At 64.4% G+C, this 17,447-nt stretch carries 17 protein-coding genes and 1 pseudogene; 8 read left to right on the top strand and 10 right to left on the bottom strand.

From position 1 onward, the window contains the following. Window positions 1–3: 3 nt before the first annotated feature. Complete coding sequence (locus tag AC5WS7_RS03635; RefSeq protein ID WP_495953733.1) at window positions 4–1,050, bottom strand: dihydrodipicolinate reductase; 1,047 nt, start codon at window positions 1,048–1,050, stop codon at window positions 4–6. Window positions 1,051–1,230: 180 nt separating this feature from the next. Here AC5WS7_RS03635 and AC5WS7_RS03630 point away from each other — a divergent pair, with 180 nt between their 5' ends. Beyond that, window positions 1,231–2,067: an SDR family NAD(P)-dependent oxidoreductase gene (locus tag AC5WS7_RS03630; RefSeq protein ID WP_495953732.1), complete on the top strand. Its 837-nt coding sequence runs from the start codon at window positions 1,231–1,233 to the stop codon at window positions 2,065–2,067. An 8-nt stretch (window positions 2,068–2,075) separates the two neighbouring features. Further along, a complete protein-coding gene (locus AC5WS7_RS03625) occupies window positions 2,076–3,014 on the top strand; it encodes a TIGR03621 family F420-dependent LLM class oxidoreductase (RefSeq protein ID WP_495952882.1) in 939 nt (312 codons plus the stop codon). Between the two features lie 177 nt (window positions 3,015–3,191). On the opposite strand, the gene AC5WS7_RS03620 is transcribed toward AC5WS7_RS03625, so the two are convergent. Continuing rightward, window positions 3,192–3,569: an ester cyclase gene (locus AC5WS7_RS03620; protein ID WP_495952881.1), complete on the bottom strand. Its 378-nt coding sequence runs from the start codon at window positions 3,567–3,569 to the stop codon at window positions 3,192–3,194. Between the two features lie 93 nt (window positions 3,570–3,662). Here AC5WS7_RS03620 and AC5WS7_RS03615 point away from each other — a divergent pair, with 93 nt between their 5' ends. Beyond that, on the top strand, window positions 3,663–4,271 hold the full coding sequence (locus AC5WS7_RS03615) for a TetR/AcrR family transcriptional regulator (RefSeq protein WP_495952880.1): 609 nt from the start codon (window positions 3,663–3,665) through the stop codon (window positions 4,269–4,271). 377 nt (window positions 4,272–4,648) lie between these two features. Here AC5WS7_RS03615 and AC5WS7_RS03610 read toward each other — a convergent pair whose 3' ends face one another. The 5 genes and pseudogenes from AC5WS7_RS03610 to AC5WS7_RS03590 all read right to left on the bottom strand — a co-directional run bounded on the left by AC5WS7_RS03610 (window position 4,649) and on the right by AC5WS7_RS03590 (window position 8,331). Continuing rightward, window positions 4,649–5,365 carry an MspA family porin gene (locus tag AC5WS7_RS03610; protein ID WP_495953731.1) on the bottom strand — a complete coding sequence of 239 codons (717 nt, stop codon included), beginning with the start codon at window positions 5,363–5,365 and terminating at the stop codon, window positions 4,649–4,651. A gap of 207 nt (window positions 5,366–5,572) precedes the next feature. Next, on the bottom strand, window positions 5,573–6,811 hold the full coding sequence (locus AC5WS7_RS03605; RefSeq protein WP_495952879.1) for an IS3 family transposase: 1,239 nt from the start codon (window positions 6,809–6,811) through the stop codon (window positions 5,573–5,575). A gap of 28 nt (window positions 6,812–6,839) precedes the next feature. Further along, window positions 6,840–7,079: pseudogene (locus AC5WS7_RS03600) on the bottom strand (transposase); the annotation flags it as partial. A gap of 336 nt (window positions 7,080–7,415) precedes the next feature. Beyond that, complete coding sequence (locus AC5WS7_RS03595; protein WP_495952878.1) at window positions 7,416–7,676, bottom strand: hypothetical protein; 261 nt, start codon at window positions 7,674–7,676, stop codon at window positions 7,416–7,418. 40 nt (window positions 7,677–7,716) lie between these two features. Then, window positions 7,717–8,331 (bottom strand): TetR/AcrR family transcriptional regulator, encoded by a 615-nt coding sequence (locus tag AC5WS7_RS03590; RefSeq protein WP_495952877.1) that lies wholly within the window; start codon window positions 8,329–8,331, stop codon window positions 7,717–7,719. A gap of 131 nt (window positions 8,332–8,462) precedes the next feature. Here AC5WS7_RS03590 and AC5WS7_RS03585 point away from each other — a divergent pair, with 131 nt between their 5' ends. From AC5WS7_RS03585 to AC5WS7_RS03575, 3 genes are all read left to right on the top strand, one after another. Then, window positions 8,463–9,656, top strand: a complete 1,194-nt coding sequence (locus tag AC5WS7_RS03585; protein ID WP_495952876.1) for a cytochrome P450 — start codon at window positions 8,463–8,465, stop codon at window positions 9,654–9,656. A gap of 69 nt (window positions 9,657–9,725) precedes the next feature. Continuing rightward, window positions 9,726–10,544: a mycofactocin-coupled SDR family oxidoreductase gene (locus AC5WS7_RS03580; protein WP_495952875.1), complete on the top strand. Its 819-nt coding sequence runs from the start codon at window positions 9,726–9,728 to the stop codon at window positions 10,542–10,544. A 5-nt stretch (window positions 10,545–10,549) separates the two neighbouring features. Next, window positions 10,550–11,500, top strand: a complete 951-nt coding sequence (locus AC5WS7_RS03575; RefSeq protein ID WP_495952874.1) for a zinc-dependent alcohol dehydrogenase — start codon at window positions 10,550–10,552, stop codon at window positions 11,498–11,500. A 68-nt stretch (window positions 11,501–11,568) separates the two neighbouring features. Here the strand turns inward: AC5WS7_RS03575 and AC5WS7_RS03570 are convergent, their stop codons facing one another. Continuing rightward, window positions 11,569–12,246, bottom strand: a complete 678-nt coding sequence (locus AC5WS7_RS03570) for a FadR/GntR family transcriptional regulator (protein ID WP_495952873.1) — start codon at window positions 12,244–12,246, stop codon at window positions 11,569–11,571. A gap of 116 nt (window positions 12,247–12,362) precedes the next feature. On the opposite strand from AC5WS7_RS03570, the gene AC5WS7_RS03565 reads away from it, so the two are divergent. Together AC5WS7_RS03565 and AC5WS7_RS03560 are read left to right on the top strand one after the other, a co-directional pair. Continuing rightward, the gene (locus AC5WS7_RS03565) at window positions 12,363–14,081 is read left to right on the top strand and encodes a bifunctional fumarylacetoacetate hydrolase/alpha/beta hydrolase family protein (RefSeq protein ID WP_495952872.1); all 1,719 of its coding nucleotides are present in this window, start codon (window positions 12,363–12,365) and stop codon (window positions 14,079–14,081) included. Between the two features lie 25 nt (window positions 14,082–14,106). Then, a complete protein-coding gene (locus AC5WS7_RS03560) occupies window positions 14,107–15,369 on the top strand; it encodes a metal-dependent hydrolase family protein (RefSeq protein WP_495952871.1) in 1,263 nt (420 codons plus the stop codon). A gap of 6 nt (window positions 15,370–15,375) precedes the next feature. Here the strand turns inward: AC5WS7_RS03560 and AC5WS7_RS03555 are convergent, their stop codons facing one another. After that, the gene (locus AC5WS7_RS03555; protein ID WP_495952870.1) at window positions 15,376–15,984 is read right to left on the bottom strand and encodes a TetR family transcriptional regulator; all 609 of its coding nucleotides are present in this window, start codon (window positions 15,982–15,984) and stop codon (window positions 15,376–15,378) included. A 131-nt stretch (window positions 15,985–16,115) separates the two neighbouring features. After that, window positions 16,116–17,405 (bottom strand): cytochrome P450, encoded by a 1,290-nt coding sequence (locus AC5WS7_RS03550; protein WP_495952869.1) that lies wholly within the window; start codon window positions 17,403–17,405, stop codon window positions 16,116–16,118. Window positions 17,406–17,447 lie beyond the last annotated feature (42 nt).

The following is a 17,447-nucleotide window of genomic DNA, read 5'->3' as shown; positions in this document are numbered from 1 at the left end:
GTGTCAGCCCCGGATCTGACGGGTCACGATCGACGGGCCGGCCAGTGGCTCGCCCAGCAGTCCGGGCGCGGCGTCGATGACCGCGGGGATGGCGTTGATCGCCGCCATCGCCGTCGCGGCGACGCCGGGGTTGGTGGAGTCGCCTGGTGCGGGGTCCAGATGTAGGTCGAGGGTCATGTTCGGGTTTCCTTCGATGCGAAACACCATGCCTCCCTTGCCGGGTTGTGCTGGGCGCGGCCAAGAGTCGGGCCACGGCGTCGAGGTCACCGCGGCGAAGTACTGAACCGAGACGACGGGACGCTCGTCGTGCATCGCGGCGAGTTGCCAGCGGTGGCCGCAGATGGTGTCCTTCGGGACCACCCCAAGTGCGGTGTCCAGATCGTGCGGGGCCAGGATCGTCTCCCAGTCCAGTGCCACTCGTTGGACGTCCACGCCGAGTGTGTCGGCGATGTAGCGCACGACGGGTTCCCAGTCGTTGTTCACCTTGCCGACAGCGATGCGAATCGGGACGTGGCCGTCAGGCTTTCCGAAGCCCATCGACTCATGCAGCACCTCCCAGATCGGGTAGGACAAGTCGAGGTCGAGGGCGTACTCGTCCATGCGGTAGGTGTCGATCACCCCGGCACCGGCCAGCAGGGCGGTGGGCAGATTGAGGCTGACGAAGCCGGGTTCACACCCGGTGGCGTAGAACGTTGAGCTACCTTGACGCGCGGCGTTTTCGATCGGTTCGCGCCAGTTGGCCGGTGCCGCCTTCGGATACACCATGGGGATGGCGGAGATGGTGACGACGTTGATGCCGGCTTCCAGGTAGCCGACGATGTCGGCGATCACCTCGTCCTCACGTCGGACGGCGGTCGCGCAGTAGGCGATGCAATCGGGCTTGGCGTCGAGGACTACCCCCAGATCGTCGGTGGCTGCGACGCCGATATCGGGACGACCGCACAACGCGCCGGCATCCGTGCCTACCTTCGCCGGCGAGGAGACCTTGAGCCCGGTCAGCTCGAGTGCGGGGTCATCGATGATTGCGCGCAACGCAACGCTGCCCGTCATGCCGGTGCCGACGTGAACGACGCGACGCTTCGCGGTATCAGGGGATGAAGTCACAGGTCTTGCCTCTCAGGGCGTTAAGAGCGGTTGCCAATTCGACTGCTCACAACTTACTATAGGTGACACCAGTATGGCTTACCAGTCGCCGTTGCAGTAACGGTGCGGACGAAGGGTATGGCGCACGTGTCGGAGCGGACCATCGTCATCACCGGGTCCAGCGACGGTGTCGGTGCAGCAGCGGCCCGGCGGTTGGCAGCCGCTGGCGACAACGTCGTCGTCATCGGTCGCTCCGTGTCGAAGACGAAGGCGATTGCCGACGAACTCGGTACCGACTATCTCTGTGCGGATTTCTCCGACCTCGCCCAGGTGCGTGCCTTGGCCGGGATCCTGCGGCAGCGTTATCGGCGAATCGACGTGCTGGCCAACAATGCCGGAAGTGTCTTTGCGTCGGATGGCCTCACCGTTGACGGGTTCGACAGCGTGCTTCAGGTGAACTACCTTGCGGCGTTCCTACTCACCACCTTGCTGATGGACGTGTTGGTCGCCTCCAAGGCGCGGATCATCTGCACGTCGAGCTCGTCGCAACGGTTGATGCGTCCAGGTGTATCGGTGGACGACCTACTCTGCGTGAAGCCGGTGCGCCCGACGGTTGCCTACGGGCGCTCCAAGATCGCGCTCGTCATGTTCGCCCGCGAATTGCACCGTCGCTACGGCGGACTCGGTGTATCCGCCGCGTCGTTTCACCCCGGTTTTGTCAACAGCAACTTCGGCCCGGCGTCGGGTTCGCGCGTTCTGAAGGTCATGGAGCGAGCGCACACCGAACGGCTCGTCGGCATCACCCCGGAGGCAGCCTGTGATCAACTGGTGTGGCTGGCCTCGGACGACAGTCGACACTTCGGGCCCGCCGGCGAGTACTTCGTGAAACGCCGCGTCGGTCGCGCGCACCGGATCACTTATGACTTGCAACGCTCGCGTGAGTTATGGGAGCGGACGTCGGCGCTGGTCAGTCAAGAACCGTAGGCGTCGCAGTGATCAAACCCATCCGATTCGGAGTGGTCGCCTCGGGTGTTGAGGTGCACGACCTCGCCGCGACCGCCAAGCAGGCGGAAGGCATGGGGTTTTCGAGCATTGCGCTCAACGATCACTTCAACTCGGCCGCGGCACCGATGCTGGGTCTGCAGGCAATGGCAGCCGCCACCTCGCAGATTCGAATCGCGACATCGGTGCTGAATCAGGATCTGCGCCACCCCGCCGTTCTCGCCAAGGAGGCTATGACGTTGGACGTGTTATCCGGCGGCCGTCTCGAACTGGGACTCGGTGCGGGCTGGGTCCGAGCAGATTACGACGAGTCCGGGATTGGTTTCCATACTGCGCGAACTCGTATTGGCCGTCTCGAGGAGAACATCACCATCATCCGCGGATTGTTCGGGCCCGATTCGCTCACTTTTCGCGGCGATCATTACGCGGTGGCTGATCTCAGCGGCATCCCGAAGCCAGCGCAACCCGGCGGCCCGCCGATCATGGTCGGCGGTGGGGGACGCCGTCTCCTCTCGATGGCGGCTGAACGGGCTGACATCGTTCAGGTGCTGGGTGCCGCCTTCGGCACTCAGGGTGCTGTGGTCGACGACTTAACCAGCTTCCGGACCAGAGCCTTCGAGGAAAGGCTGGACTGGATGAGGTCGGCGGCGGGCACTCGGTTCGATGCGCTCGAACTGTCGTTGATGCTCGTCTTCGTCGCTATCACCGACAATTTTGAGACAACTGCCACAGGGTTTCTGGAGACGCTCACCGGAGCCGTCGCGCGCTACGGCGGGAAGGTGAATCGCCACCTGGACTTGAATCTGCAGACCTTGTTCGATTCACCAGTCGTCGCCATCGGCACGCTCTCGGAGTCTGCGAAAAGCTCGTTCGCGTGCGAAACACACTGGGCTTCAACTACTTCGTCACGCCCCACGCGGCCAGCATGAAAGCCCTCGCCTCGATCGTCACACGACTCACGGGTGCCTAAAGTGGACAGCGTCAACGCCGCTAGCCGAGCAACCATCCTCACCACCCAAGGCCGCACAGACGAAGTCGGTGGCGAAACGCGCAGCGACGAAGAAGACTGGGGCCAAGAAGATCCCGACAGAGAAAAAGCCAGCCGACTAGCCGCCGCTGGGAAGGTGCCCGGCGTAGGCCCAATGCTCGACCAGCAGCCCGTCGACGACGCGAATCATGTCGATGCCGCCGATCTCGAACGGCTTGCCGGTCGGCGCGGTGCCGAAGAACTCGCCGGTGTGGGTGCCGCGGATGGTGTAGCGGTTGGCCACCCACTCGCCGTTCTCGACGCGGTGCTCGATGGTTATCTGCATGTCGGGGCAGCCCGCTCGCATCAGCTCCCACTTGCGTCGCCAGTCGTCGCGGGTGACCCGCACGCCCTGGTCCAGTGATTCCGGCGCGATGAACCGCAGGCGCGCGTCGATGTCACCCTTGCCGTTGACGATGGCGTCGACCACGGCGGCCGGGGACTTGTTCTCGGTCATGATGGCTCCTCTCACGGAAACGGGGACTTATCCCCGCCTACTTCCGCCGAAGATACGGGGAGTGTTCCCCGGTTGGCAAGTACGATGGCCCGCATGACTCAACCGCAGCCGCGTCGGGCTGATGCGCAGCGCAACCGCGAACGCCTGCTGGCCGCGGCCGAGGCCGCCCTCAACGAACGCGGCGTGAATGCTTCGCTGGACGACATCGCCAAGGCGGCAGGAGTCGGCAACGCCACGCTGTATCGACACTTCTCGTCGCGGGAGAAGTTGCTCGAGGCCGTCTACGACCAGCGGATCCGGACGCTGTGCGAGACCGCGGGCGCGTTGGCGGCCACGTGGCCGCCAGGCACGGCGCTGGTTGCGTGGTTGCGGGAACTGGTCGCGCACATCACCGAGAGCCGGGTGCTGGGGGAGGCGGTCATGGCCGGCTACGCGGGCCCAGGCGACGTCGAGCCGCCGCAGGTCGCCGCCTGGCACCGCGAGATCCGCGCGGCCGCAGGGCCGTTGGCAGCAGAGGCGCGGGCCGCCGGCGCGATCCGCGGCGACCTCAGCGAGAACGACCTGCTAGTCCTCACGACCGCCGTCGCCCGCGCGGGCAGTCCTGCCCAGGCCAATCAGTTTCTCGATGTGTTGCTCGAAGGCGTCGTGCCCCGTGCGGACAACACGTCCGGCGGAACCAACCTCATGAGATGGAACAGCTAGTGTGTCGTCCGAGAACACCAACCTTGTGCCCTGGTCTCGGTCCCGCCGTCCCCGCTATCCGACCGGAACGATGGGGGTGCCGGTGGCGGGGCCTGGAGGTGGTGGAGTCAATGCCGAGGCGGCCGGGTTGCCTGATCCGGGTGCCTCGCCGGCCTTGGGGGCCCCGAGGAACGTGCGCGGCAGGACCGCAACGCCGCCGACCAAGGGGCCTATGCCGCCGGGCAAGACCTCTGCTCCGCCGCCTCGAGCGGTTTTGACCACTGTGACGGCGGTAGTGCGGACCGAGGTGTCGGCGTGTGCGACTTGAGTGACGCTGAACGCCGACGCTATCGCGATGGCGAGCACGCCGGTGGTCCCGCACACGCCTGACATCGCGATCACAGCGAGATCGGGTCGCCGTAGACGGCGACCGAGTTGTCGGCAGTGGCCGTGGACGTCGAGACAATGGCATACGAGCGCAGGCTGACCGGGCCCGCGCACGAATCGACCTTGATCTGTACCTGTTCGGTGGTGATCGTGGCGTGCCCGCCGGCCAACGCCTTCGTCATGAACGGAATGGTGGTGATCGTGCCCGGTTTGGGCGAGACCGAGACGCCGGGGATTGCCAGTGCGCTCCCACCGACAGTGATCGCTACGTTCGGCGGACTGGACATGCTCGGCGTTGTCGGGCTGATGCTGTCACCTGCGTTCGGTGAGGCCGAGGGATTGGAGGCGCTCGGTGTGTTCGCGCCGGTGGTGTTCCCTCGGTTCGGCGCCGCCAGGATGCTGAAGTTCGGGCCGAACACCCCGGACAGTCCAGCGGTGAGACCGTTCGAGACGTCGATCTGACAGCCGACCTGGTAGCCCACCGTCAGGCTCCCCGAGTTCACCGGCACACGCCCGTGCCCTGAGATGTCCGAGATGGCCTTGAGACTGACGAATCCCTCCCGCGTGAACGGGCTCGCAGCGAGGTTCGATACCCGGTCCAGAGTTTCATTTGTTTTGGTGATCCGCACCTGCCAACCATCGTCGGTCGTCACGGTCCGCGACTTGTCCGCCGTCGTGTCGGCCGACGCCGTCCTGTCGGTACTGATACTCAGCGTTGCGGCTGCCATTAGGCAGATCACCGCAGTGATTGATCCCTTCATATGGAGAGGTCCTTGTCGCGAATGCGTTCCAACTGGATTGCGTCACTGCAGATAAGCCAGTGGCAATCAGCGTAATGGCGGCTGTCGGCTGTAGCCGGTATCTAAGCTTGTTTTTTGAGCGTGTCCGGGTGGCCTCATCGTCCGCCGAAGCCACTAGCCTCCACTAGCCCAGGGTTAGTCGGCGTGTATCAAATCGCTGCACGTCAGGTCAGCGCGCAGGTCCCGCAGTTCGGCGAGTTCTTCGTCGAGATCGCGGGCGGCGAATTCGGTGGTGGCCTCGTGGTCGGGGGCCGGGAGTTGTTGCTGGCGCAAGGTGATGGCTATCGCCGCGAGTCGGCAGGATAGGCCCTCGGCTTGCTCGGCCACCTGGTTAGTGCGCTGTCGCAGGAGATTGCGGGCGTCCGCCCGTTGGAGGGCATGCAAGATGTTCATCCGCTGGTGCCATTGCTCGTCCGCGCCCTCGGCGGGCTGGAGTGTCCCCGTTTGAGTGGACACGGGATCAAGCCGCGATCTGACTGATTTCCCTGTACCTGACGAAAATTCTTGCGGTGTCAAATAATTGAGCGTCGAATGCCTTCGATGAGTGTTGTAGTAGTTCTCGATCCAGTCGAACGTCACCCGCCGCACCGACTCCAACGTCGGCCACGGGCGGGTATGGATCAGTTCCTTCTCATAGGTCGCGAACAGCGATTCCGAGACGGCATTATCGAAGCACGAGCCGGTGCGGCCAAGCGACCGCCGGATACCGATCCGACGGCAGTAAGCGTCGAATTCCTTTGACGTGTATTGCGTTCCGCGGTCGCTGTGGAAAATCACTCCCGGCTCCGGTTTCCGGCGGGCCAGAGCCATATCGAGCGCGTCGGTGACCAGGCCAGCCCGCATATGATCGGCGATCGCCCAGCCCACTACCGAACGGTCGTGCAGATCGATCACCGTCGCCAGATAAGCCCAGCTGGCCCACGTTTTCACGTAGGTGATGTCGCCGCACCAGCGGCGCCCGGCACCGCCGCCGACTGTGAAGTCGCGGCCGATCAGGTCCGGCGCCCCGACCGGGCTGCTGCCGTGGATCATGGTACGCCGGAACGCCTTCGGATGCCTCCCGCGCAGGCCGGCGGCCCGCATCAACCGCCACACCCGCTTACGCGCCACCCGATGCCCGGCCACGACCAGCGCGGCATGCACCCGCCGCACGCCAGGGTTGCCCCGCAGCTTGTCGTGGATGGCGCGGATCAACCTCGTCAGCGCCGCATCCTCGCGGTCCCGGCCCGACACCTCGCGTCCGCGCCAGGCATAGTATCCCGACCGCGACACACCGAGCTCGCAGCACATGAACTCGATGTCGAATTCCCCGGATTCCGCCCAGTCCGCGATCGCGGCGAATTTCACCGCTGGTCTTTCGCGAACCAGGCGCAACTTTTTTTGCGAACGCGACCTGCATCTTCAACTCCGCGTTCTCCGCACGCAAACGCTCCAACTCGGCCCGCTCCGAGTCGGACAACCCCCGATCCGGAGAATCATCCCCAGACCCGGACTCCTTCGCCTTCTTCACCCATTTCCTCAACGTCATCTCATGCACACCGATATTGCGTGCCACCTCGGCCACCGGCCGACCCTCGTCCAGAACGAATGCTACCGCCTGCGCCTTGTACTCCTCGGTGAAACTACGCCGCGCCGAACCCACCTGCGAACTCCCGTGCTACCAAGCGACTTTCAACCCCGTGTCCACCGAACCGGGAACAGTCCAGTGTCGACGACTTCGCGCTCGGACAAGGCGCGAACTATTGGCGCCCGCCTTGGCGCGCGTTCGTTGGACGGCCCCCGCGTGTGACGACCCTCGGCGAGGGCCGTGTGTGATCATGGCGTCCCTGCCCGACCCAGACACGCCCCAGTGGCCTCAAGTCGTTCGCGGCGACGAGTGCCGACCGAGATACCCAGCGCGCCAACTGATTTCGATCGGCAGGTTGAAGCAAAGCGAAGTGGCTGCACAGTGTGATCGGCGCCTTGCGAGTTGCGGCAGTCACCAGGAGCTGTCGTCGCTGGGGTGGACGTCACCGGTGTGGTGCTGGTCGCCGGTGAGGTGGTGCGGGTCGGCGTCGTCGTCCCAGTGCGTGTCGGAGTGATGGGTGTCGTCGAATTGGTGGTGCGGGTCGGCGTGGCCGGAGTCGTGTGGGACGTCGGCGGCGTTGTCGAACATGGTGTGGGTGTTGGCGGCGAGTTCGTCGAGGGTGGGTGGGTGGCCGTCGGGCCAGGCGACGGTGATGGCGTGAATTCGAACCACATCAGCAACAACTCTGTCTCGCAAATTTTGAACAAGGGTTCTAATTTCCGGCGCCCGGCGGGGTCCGGCGGGCCCGCTGTCGCTCGAGACGGGCGACCAAGCGACTCATAGCCGCGCGTGCCTGCTTGTGCTCGGTCTCGTAGCCTGCGACCTCGTCCGCGACAACGCTGAGAGCCAGGCCTTGCATCGCAGCGGCGATGAGCGCCGGTGGCAGTTCGTCCGGGTCGAGGCCGTACTCGGGAAGGATTTCATCCAGAACCGCCATCTGGGTGCGCCTGACCTCTCGCGCGACCTCGCCCATCGCAGCTTTCAGCATCGGTCTGTGGTTGGCCGCGGCGAGGAATTCGATGAACAGCGCCGTTCCGCGGGGATCGGATGCCAAGTCCCACCACGCCTGTAGCGGACGCGGTGACGCCAGCGCCGCCTTCATCCGTTCCACGTTCTGCTCGGATCGTCGTCGCAGCAGGGCGAGGAAAAGATCGTCGATGGTCGGAAAGTAGTAGTGCAGGAGCGAAGGCTGCATACCGATCCGCTCAGCCACGTTGCGCGAGGTTATCGCCGCGTAGCCCTCGAGCAGCATGATCTCCTCCGCTGCGTCCAGAGCGCGACCCACCTTCTCTTCGGTCGCCGCGCGTCGACGACGGGGTTCGGCCATCCGCCTTCGTCTCCTTTCCGTCGTTCCATCTTGCCCGACCCGCGGAACATATTGACAACTCCCACCACCAAAGTTTGAATAAGTGTTCAAAGTTGCAAGCGCGACGTAGTCACACACCACGAGGTGTCGGAGTGAGCAATACGAGCCCGGTGTACTGGGATCCTTTCGACCGCGAGATCGCGCGTGATCCCTACCCGATCTACCGGCGGATGCGTGCGGAGGCGCCGCTCTGGTACAACGACCGCCACGACTTCTGGGTCCTGAGCCGCTGGGAGGACATCAACAACGCCCTGCTGGACTGGAAAACCTATTCCTCCTCCAGAGGCCCGATCCTAGAGGTCATCAAGGCGAACATCGAGATCCCGCCGGGCACGCTGCTCATGGAGGATCCACCTATCCACGACCTCCACCGACGCTTGCTCGCCCGGGTGTTCACACCGCGGCGGGTGCTGGCGCTCGAACCGGCGATTCGCGAGTACTGCGTCCGCTGCCTCGACCGGCTCGACGGGCTCGACCGCTTCGACCTCATGACCGAGTTCGCCAACGAGGTCCCGATGCGCGTCATCGGCATGCTGCTGGGCATCCCCGAAGAAGACCAGCTCACGATACGGGAACGCGCCGACGCCAAATTGCGCACCGTGCCCGGTGAACAGATGCGGGTGTCCGCACGCGCACTCATGGATATGGACCTGTTCGCGAACTACATCGACTGGCGCGCCGAACACCCCTCCGACGATCTGATGACCGAGCTCCTGAACGCCGAATTCGTGGACGAGACAGGGACCAGACGCACGCTCACCAGCGAGGAGATTCTGACCTACGTCACGGTCCTTGCCGGGGCCGGCAACGAGACCACCGCACGCCTGATCGGCTGGCTCGTCGCGGTGCTCGCCCGCTACCCGGACCAGCGCACCGATCTCCTGGCCCACCGGGAGCTGATCCCGAACACCGTCGAGGAAACGCTGCGCTTCGAACCCACCGGACACGCCATCGCGCGCTACGTAGCGCGCGATGTCCGACTGTACGGCAAGACAATCCCGGAAGGCAGCGCGATGCTGCTGCTCGAGGCTTCGGCCAATCGCGATGAGCGGCACTGGGACGACGGTGAGCGCTACGACATCCGTCGCGAGATCAACCAACATCTCACCTTCGGAATCGGTACCCACTACTGCCTCGGCGCGGCTCTCGCCAGACTCGAGGGCCGGATCGCCCTCGACGAATTTCTCAACAGGTTCCAGGCGTGGGACGTCGACTGGGACCACGCGCGACTGTCCTCCACTTCGACGATGCGCGGGTGGGAAACCCTTCCCCTCTGCATCGGCTGAAATCACCGACCAGAAATATCGAGCCCGCCACATTTCGACGGCCGGCCGACCACGAATGGAGAAAACACCATGGGCAAGCTCGACGGCAAAGTAGCGTTCATCACCGGCGCGGCACGCGGACAGGGACGCAGCCACGCCTTGCGCCTCGCCGAGGAGGGGGCCGACATCATCGCGGTGGATATCTGCGCCCAGATCGAATCCGTGCAGTACCCGATGTCCACCCCGGCCGACCTCGACCATACGGTTTCCGAGGTCGAGAAACTCGGCCGGCGCATCGTCGCGTTCCAAACAGATGTCCGTGACTACCCCGCGCTCCAGAAGGCCTTCGACGAAGGCACTTCCGCGCTGGGCCCGGCCGCCATCGTCGTCGCGAACGCAGGCATCGGCGCCGGAGGCAAGGGCATGGACCCCGACCATGAATGGGAGGATGTCGTCGCGGTCAACATGAGCGGTGTATGGAACACCGGTCGCGTCGCGATTCCGTCGCTGCTGAAGCACGACAACGGCGGTTCGATCATCCTCACCAGCTCCACCGGCGGACTCATCGGCGTCGGCATTCCGACGGCCGGTTTCCTCGGCTACACCGCGGCCAAGCACGGCGTCATCGGACTGATGCGGTCCTGGGCCAATTACCTTGCCCCGCACATGATCCGGGTGAACAGTGTCGCGCCCACAGCTGTGCGGACCCCGATGGCCGCCGATGGCGATCTCGCCGCGATCATGGAGCGCAACCCGGCATTGGCCAACTCGCTGACCAACGCCATGCCGGTCGACCTCGTCGAACCGCTCGATGTGTCCAATGCAGTTCTGTGGCTGGCCTCGGACGAGTCGCGCTATGTGACCGGAACCGTCGTACCGGTGGACGCGGGCATGCTCAACAAGCGGTGAACACCGTGGGCCCCAATTCCATCAAGGTGGTCCGGGCTGTCGATGGCGCGGCAGTCCTGGCCGCCGTCGACGAGCCGCCGGGCTCGGGCGAAGTCATTTCGATGCGTGCTGCCGGAATCTGCGCGTCGGACCTCATCGCTGTCGCGAACGGCACGCCCTGGATCATCGGACACGAACTTTCGGGTGCCCGTGCAGACGGGACACCGGTCGTCATCGAAGCGCTGTACGGCTGCGGCACGTGCGAGTCCTGCCGAACCGGGCAGTACAACCTGTGCCACACCGCCCTCGGCCGCGGCCTCGGCTTCGGCGCGGACGGCGGGATGACCGAGCGATTCCGAGCGCCGAGTCGTCATCTGGTCGAGCTGCCTGAGAATCTCGACGTTCGCAACGGATTCCTCGCCGAACCCGCCGCGGTTTCCTGGCACGGGGTGAGGATCGCCAGCGCAGGTCCGAACACGCGCGTGCTCGTGATCGGCGGCGGTTCCGTCGGACTACTTGCCGTCGTCGCCGCACAGGCGCAGGGAGCTGCCGAGATAGGTCTCCAAGCGCGTTACCCCCACCAAATTGAGATAGGCGAACGTCTCGGCGCCACTGCGCCGAAAGGCCGCTACGAGATCGTAATCGATGCCGCCGGTTCCAGCAGTGCCCTGCTCGATGCCGCACAATGGCTGGCACCTGGCGGCATCATATCCGTGCTCGGGGTCCTCTACGACCACCTCGAGGTCCCTTCGACGGTGCTCATGATCAAGGAAGCCCGACTGGTCGCTTCCATGGGCTACTGCACCCATCCGGACGGCCGCGATATGCGTCAAGCGGCCGAAATGCTGGCTGCCCGACCAGAGATCGCGGATGTACTCGTGACACACCGCTTCCCACTGGCCGATGCCGCCGAAGCGTTCCGCGTGGCCGCCGATCGCAAGTCGGGCGCGATCAAGGTAGCGCTCGAACTCGGGTAACCCTCTGCCGGAACAGATATCGGAAACACCGGGCATCACCTCATGCGCTGACTACAGCTCGAAGCGAATCAGGTTTGATCGCCGAGAAGTGTGTTGCGGACATGACGTAGATGGGCCCGCATCGCGGCTCGTGCCGCGTCCGGGTCACGGTCGGCGATTGCTTCGACGATCTCGCTGTGCTCGGTGCAGTACTCATGTTGCAGCTCAGGGCGGAACGTGCGCTTCTTCAATCCTCCCCAGACAGGTTGCCGACGGCTGTCGATGAGGAGTTCGCTGACACGGATCAGCACCATGTTGTGGGTGGCCAGAGCGAAGCTGTGATGCAGTGCGGTGTCCCAGTGCTCGAATTCCTCAGAGGAGTTGGCCTTTCCCCCGCCTCGTAGGCAGCGACGCATTTCGGCGATATCCCCCTGGGTTGCGGCCGCCACGGCAAGAGGTAGGAGCTCGGGTTCGAGGGTGAGCCGCGAGCTCATGATCTCGGCGGGACTCGGTTGATTCTCCGATTCCGTGTGCACTCCCACAGACGCGCTCGGTGCCAGAAAGGTGCCCCGGCCGACATGCCTGATCACTGCCCCTCTGCTCTCGAGGCCGTTCAGCGCTGAGCGCACCACTGCGCGACTGACTCCGATCGCGGCGGCCAGCTCACGTTCGGTCGGCAGCTTGTCACCCGGACCAAGCCCTTCTTGGGCGATCAGCGCATCGACATGCTGCAGCACCGACGCCCCCAGGCCGACCGGCTCAGCCATCACAGCTCCTCTCCTCCGAGTGGACCAATGATAGACATTGGTTCGCCACGCGCGCCAATGAGCCCTGACCTCGCGTCTCCAAGAGCCTATTGACTCCACTCAGCCCCCAACCTACTGTGACCAATACAGACCTATCAAACGTATTGGTTCACATTGGTATAAGGAGGCTGCTGGTGCGCTTTGCGCGGGTACAAGGTACGGATGGTGCACGGATCTGTGTGGTGGACGGCAACGGAGCAGCGCGAGCCGCTCGGTTCAGCGACACCGGCGAATCGGTCCGTTCACTGCAGCAACTGATCGAGGCGGGCGCCGATGCCTCGGCACGGCTGGCGATCGCGGACACCGTCGAAGGCGGCAAGGTGCTCGCGCCGATCGTGCCGCACCGCAACATCTTCTGTGTGGGCCGCAACTACTCCGAGCATGCCGCGGAGTTCGCCCGCAGCGGATTCGACGCGACCGATTCCGCCGACGGTCAGCACGTTCCGCACTATCCGGTGGTATTCACCAAGCCTGCCGCGACGGTGATCGCCTCCGATGACATGATCGACCCGCACACCGATCTGACTTCGGCGCTGGACTACGAGGGCGAGATCGGGATCATTATCGGCAAGCGTGCCTCCAAGGTCGCGAAGGCCGATGCTCTCGAGTATGTGTGGGGCTACACGCTGATCAACGATGTCACCGCACGTGACCTTCAGCGCGACCACAAGCAGTGGTTCATCGGCAAATCGCTCGACACGTTCTGCCCGCTGGGCCCGTGGGCAGTGTCCGCCGACGAAGTCGACATCACGAACGTACAGCTCCAGACACGCGTCAACGGCGAGCTCCGTCAGGACGCCAACACCGCACAACTGATCTTCGACGTGCCGACCATCATCGAAACCCTCTCCGCCGGAATCACTCTCGAACCGGGCGATGTCATCGCCACCGGCACACCGGTCGGCGTCGGCATCGGGTTCGACCCACCGAAATTCCTGCAGACCGGGGACGAGGTGATCGTGTCGGCCACCGGGCTCGGCGAGCTTCGCAATGCCGTCGGAGCCGTCGTCGATCGCGATCACCTGGTGCCCGCAGCCGGACGGCGACTGTTCCGCGAGAAAACGGGAACCGGCCCGGCGGTGGTCCTCATTCACGGCTTGGGTGGTGCCACGACGGTCTTCGAAACGCAGGTCGCCGCGCTCGCCGAGACCCATACCGTACTGCGATACGACTTGTCCGGACACGGCCGATCACCGTCAGCCGGCGCAGCCGGTATCGATGCGTGGGTAGAGGAACTGCATGCGCTGCTGGATGCGGAGGGGATGACCACCACGGCGCTGGTCGCGCATTCGATGGGCACTGTGATCGCCACGACATTCGCGACTCGCTACCCGGATCGCGTCAGCAGCATCGCTCTGCTGGGGCCTGTCAGAACTCAGAACGATCAGGCCCGCAAGGGCACTTATGCCCGTGCCCGCGCCGTGCGCGAGGGCGGCATGTCCGCGGTGGCGGACACGATCGTCGCAAACGCCTTGTCTCGCAAGACATTGGAGACCCAGCCGCTGGCCTCGACACTGGTCCGTGAGCTCCTACTCGGCCAGAACCCCGAGGGCTATGCCGCGGCCTGCGAAGCCCTCGCCGCGGCCATCGAGCCCGACATCGCTTCGATCGACGTTCCGGTCCTCCTGGTCACCGGCGACGCCGACCCGGTCAGCCCGGTCTCGGTCAATGAAGACCTGCTCTCGATCTACCCGAACGCCCGGCTGCACGTCCTGGACGGTGTCGGCCACTGGCATCCCATCGAAGCCCCGGACGCGGTCACCACCCAGCTCGTCGAATTCCTCACCAAGCCTTGATCATTCGCTCGAAAGGAGGGCGACAATGACGTCCGCCCGCACCCACGACACCGACACGCTGTTCACCAATGTCCGGATCTTCGACTCGACCGGCTCCGACCCTTTCGACGGTGAGGTCCTCGTTCGCGGCAACTACATCATCGCGGTGCGTCCCGGTGCCGATGAGCTTGCCCGCGAAGGAGTTCGCGTCATCGACGGCGGCGGAAAGTTCCTGATGAGTGGCCTGTGCGACGCGCACACGCACTTCTCGTGGGTCAACTCCGCCGATCTGCCCGGCCTGGGTTCCATGGGAGTCGAGGAACACACACTGTTGTGCGCCCGCTCGGCGCGGACGTACCTCGACTTCGGCTACACCATGTGCGTCGGCGCCGCCGCCGCCAAACCCCGGCTCGACGTGGTCATTCGCAACGCCATCAACGACGGCCAGATCCCCGGCCCGCGTTACCTGGCCAACTGCCAGGAAATCGCCGTGACCGGCGGCGCGCTCGTCGAGGGCATCACCGCCTTCGCCGACGGTCCCGAGGAGATGCGCAAGGCGGTGCGCCGCAACGTCGAACTCGGCGCGGACCTGGTCAAACTCAGCATGTCCGGAGAAGAGATCACCGGCAATCAGCACGCCGAGGACAACTACTTCTCCGACGAGGAGACCCTCGCCGCAACCACCGAGGCGCACCGCCGCGGATTGCGGGTGTGCTCACACGCCCGATCCGGCGAATCGGTGAAGATGTCGCTGCGCAACGGTGTCGACATCATCTATCACGCCTCCTTCGTCGACGAGGAAGGCTTGGACATGCTCGAAGCGAAGAAGGATGAGGTCTTCGTGGCACCGGGAATCAACTGGCTGGTTGCGACCCTGCACGACGCCGCCGATTTCGGCTACCCGCCCGAAGCCGCCGAGGCCGCCGGATACAAATACGAGCTCGAATGCGCTATCGACGGATTGAAGAAGATGAAGGCGCGCGGGATCCGCGTCCTTCCCGGCGGTGACTACGGTTTCGCCTGGACTCCGCACGGCACCTACGCGCGCGACTTGCAGCATTTCGTGGAGCTGCTCGATTTCACGCCGAAGGAAGCCCTACTGTCGGCGACCGCGCTCGGCGGCCAGATCATGCGTCGGCCCGACGAACTCGGCCAGATCAAACCCGGATTCCTCGCCGACATGATCCTCGTCGACGGCGACCCACTCACCGACGTCACCGTCCTGCAGGACAGTGACCGGATCGTCGGGATCATGAAAGATGGTGTGTTCCACAAGGATCCGGGCAGCACCGAAGTGCACCCGCGTTGACACGCCTCACACGACGCGTCGGTCGCATGCCGCCTGGTAACCCATGGTCAACCAGTACACCGTGCGGTCGACAGCGGGCACGATCGCGGACACTTCGATCTCGCCGCACGCGAAGCGTCCGAGCAATCCGTAGACCAGGCTCGACAGGATGGTGTCGAGATCTCGGACGAATTCCGCGTCGACGCCATCGAGCGCCGCCATCGCCGCAGGGACGACAGCATCGAGCCCGTGACGCAACAACAGCTCGCCACCAGGTGCCGAGCGGGCTCGGAAATAGGCCGTGAGCAGGGCGGGATGTTGTTCCCATGGCTCGAAGATGGAGCGCAGCACCCGCATCAGCCCGACGTAGTGGGTTTCGCCCGGCTCGGGGTCACGCACTTCCAGACCGGAATACCGGTTCTCCTCGAGCCACCAGTCCAACGCCGCCAGGATCAACTCTTCACGAGAGCCGTACAGCTTGTAGATCTTGGTCAACGACACTCGCGCATGTCGTGCGACATCGCGCAGCAACATCGTCTCGTAGCCCTCGGCCTCGAGCAGTTCGATCACGGCTCGACAGATCCGATCACTCGCCTCGCCCGGTATCTCCTGCCCCGCGTCGTGCTCGCTTGCCATCGAGTCGAACTTCCTTCCGGCACATCCCTGTAGTGGCCCGCTCGACGAGTGAGCCACTACAGGGCATATTTCCCGAGAGTGCCGCGAGACTGCAAGATGGCGATCACGGTCCGAGGACCACCGGGTTTCGTTCAGGCAGCCCGCACCTTGGAATCGAAAGTGATGTGCAGGTCTCGCAATCCGCGCAACAGGAACGTCGGCTCGTATTGGTAGCTGCGCTGATCCGACGGGCCGTGAACGCTGTCATCGATAGCGAGGTCGCTGATTCGGTCGAGCAGCCGATTGAGCGTGACCTGTCCCTCCGCCCGTGCCAGCGGTGCACCGGCGCAGGTGTGGATCCCGCGGCCGAACGCGATGTGTTCCCGGGAGTTTCGGCGGTCGAGCCGGAATTCGTCGGGGCTCTCGAACTTACGCGGGTCGCGGTTCGCGGCACCGATACACAGCATGAGCACAGTTCCGGCGGGAATATCCACCCCACCCACCTGCGTGCTCTTCTTCGCCAAGCGGAAGTCGACCTTGGTCGGGCTTTCGATCCGCAGCGACTCCTCGATGAATTGTCCGACGAGACTGCGGTCTTCCCGCAGCAGCTGCTGATATTCCGGCCGCTCGGCAAGAACCTTGACAGCCACACTGAGGAGTTTGGTCACCGTTTCCTGGCCTGCGGCGAACAAGAAGGTGGCAGGCCGGACGAGTTCGATGATCGAGGGCTCCGAACCGTCGGGATAGGTTGTCGAGGCCAGGACGCTCAGGATGTCCTCACGTGGTATGCGCTGCCGATCGGCGATGTAGGCGCTGAACGTATTGTCCAGCCACTCCAGCGGATTGAGGCCGACCGGCTCGTGATCGAGCGCGCCGACACGGCTACCGGGCCGCTCGTGCCCGGCCAGAGTGGCCCGGAACTCGTCACGGTCCGCATCGGGCACGCCGAGCAGATCCGCAATCACAAGCGTGGCATAGGGTTTCGCGTACTCACCGAGAAATTCGCACTTCCCGTTGGCGATGAACTCGTCCAGCTGGCGATCCGCCTGGCGCCACATGTACTCCTCGTTCTCCTTCAACCGCTTCGGCGTCAAGAGTTTGGCGAGCAGCGCCCGGGTACGCGTGTGATCGGGCGGATCCATCGTCACCATGTGCTCGTTGATCGGGAAGTGGTGGCGATTCGCTTCGATCTGCGCGGTGATGTCGTCGCCCTCGGGCTGAAATGGCAACGGCGGGAACGGACCGCCGATCGATATGGCCGCGGAGAACGTGCCGGCGTCGCGAAATACCTCGATCGCCTCCTGATAGCCGGTCACGGCCACGACACCGTAGTGCGGCTCCCGGAACACGGGGTTCTGGTTACGCAGGTAATCGAGGTACTCGTACGGGTTCTGAGCGACGTCCGCATCGGAGAAGTAGTCGACTGATGCCAGATCGGTCATTCGTGCGCCAGCCTTTCACGGCAGAGTGAGACAAGCCCTCGC

The sequence above is a fragment of the Nocardia sp. PLKS1-43 genome (genome assembly GCF_059510335.1).
This window is presented reverse-complemented; position numbering and strand designations above follow the sequence as displayed.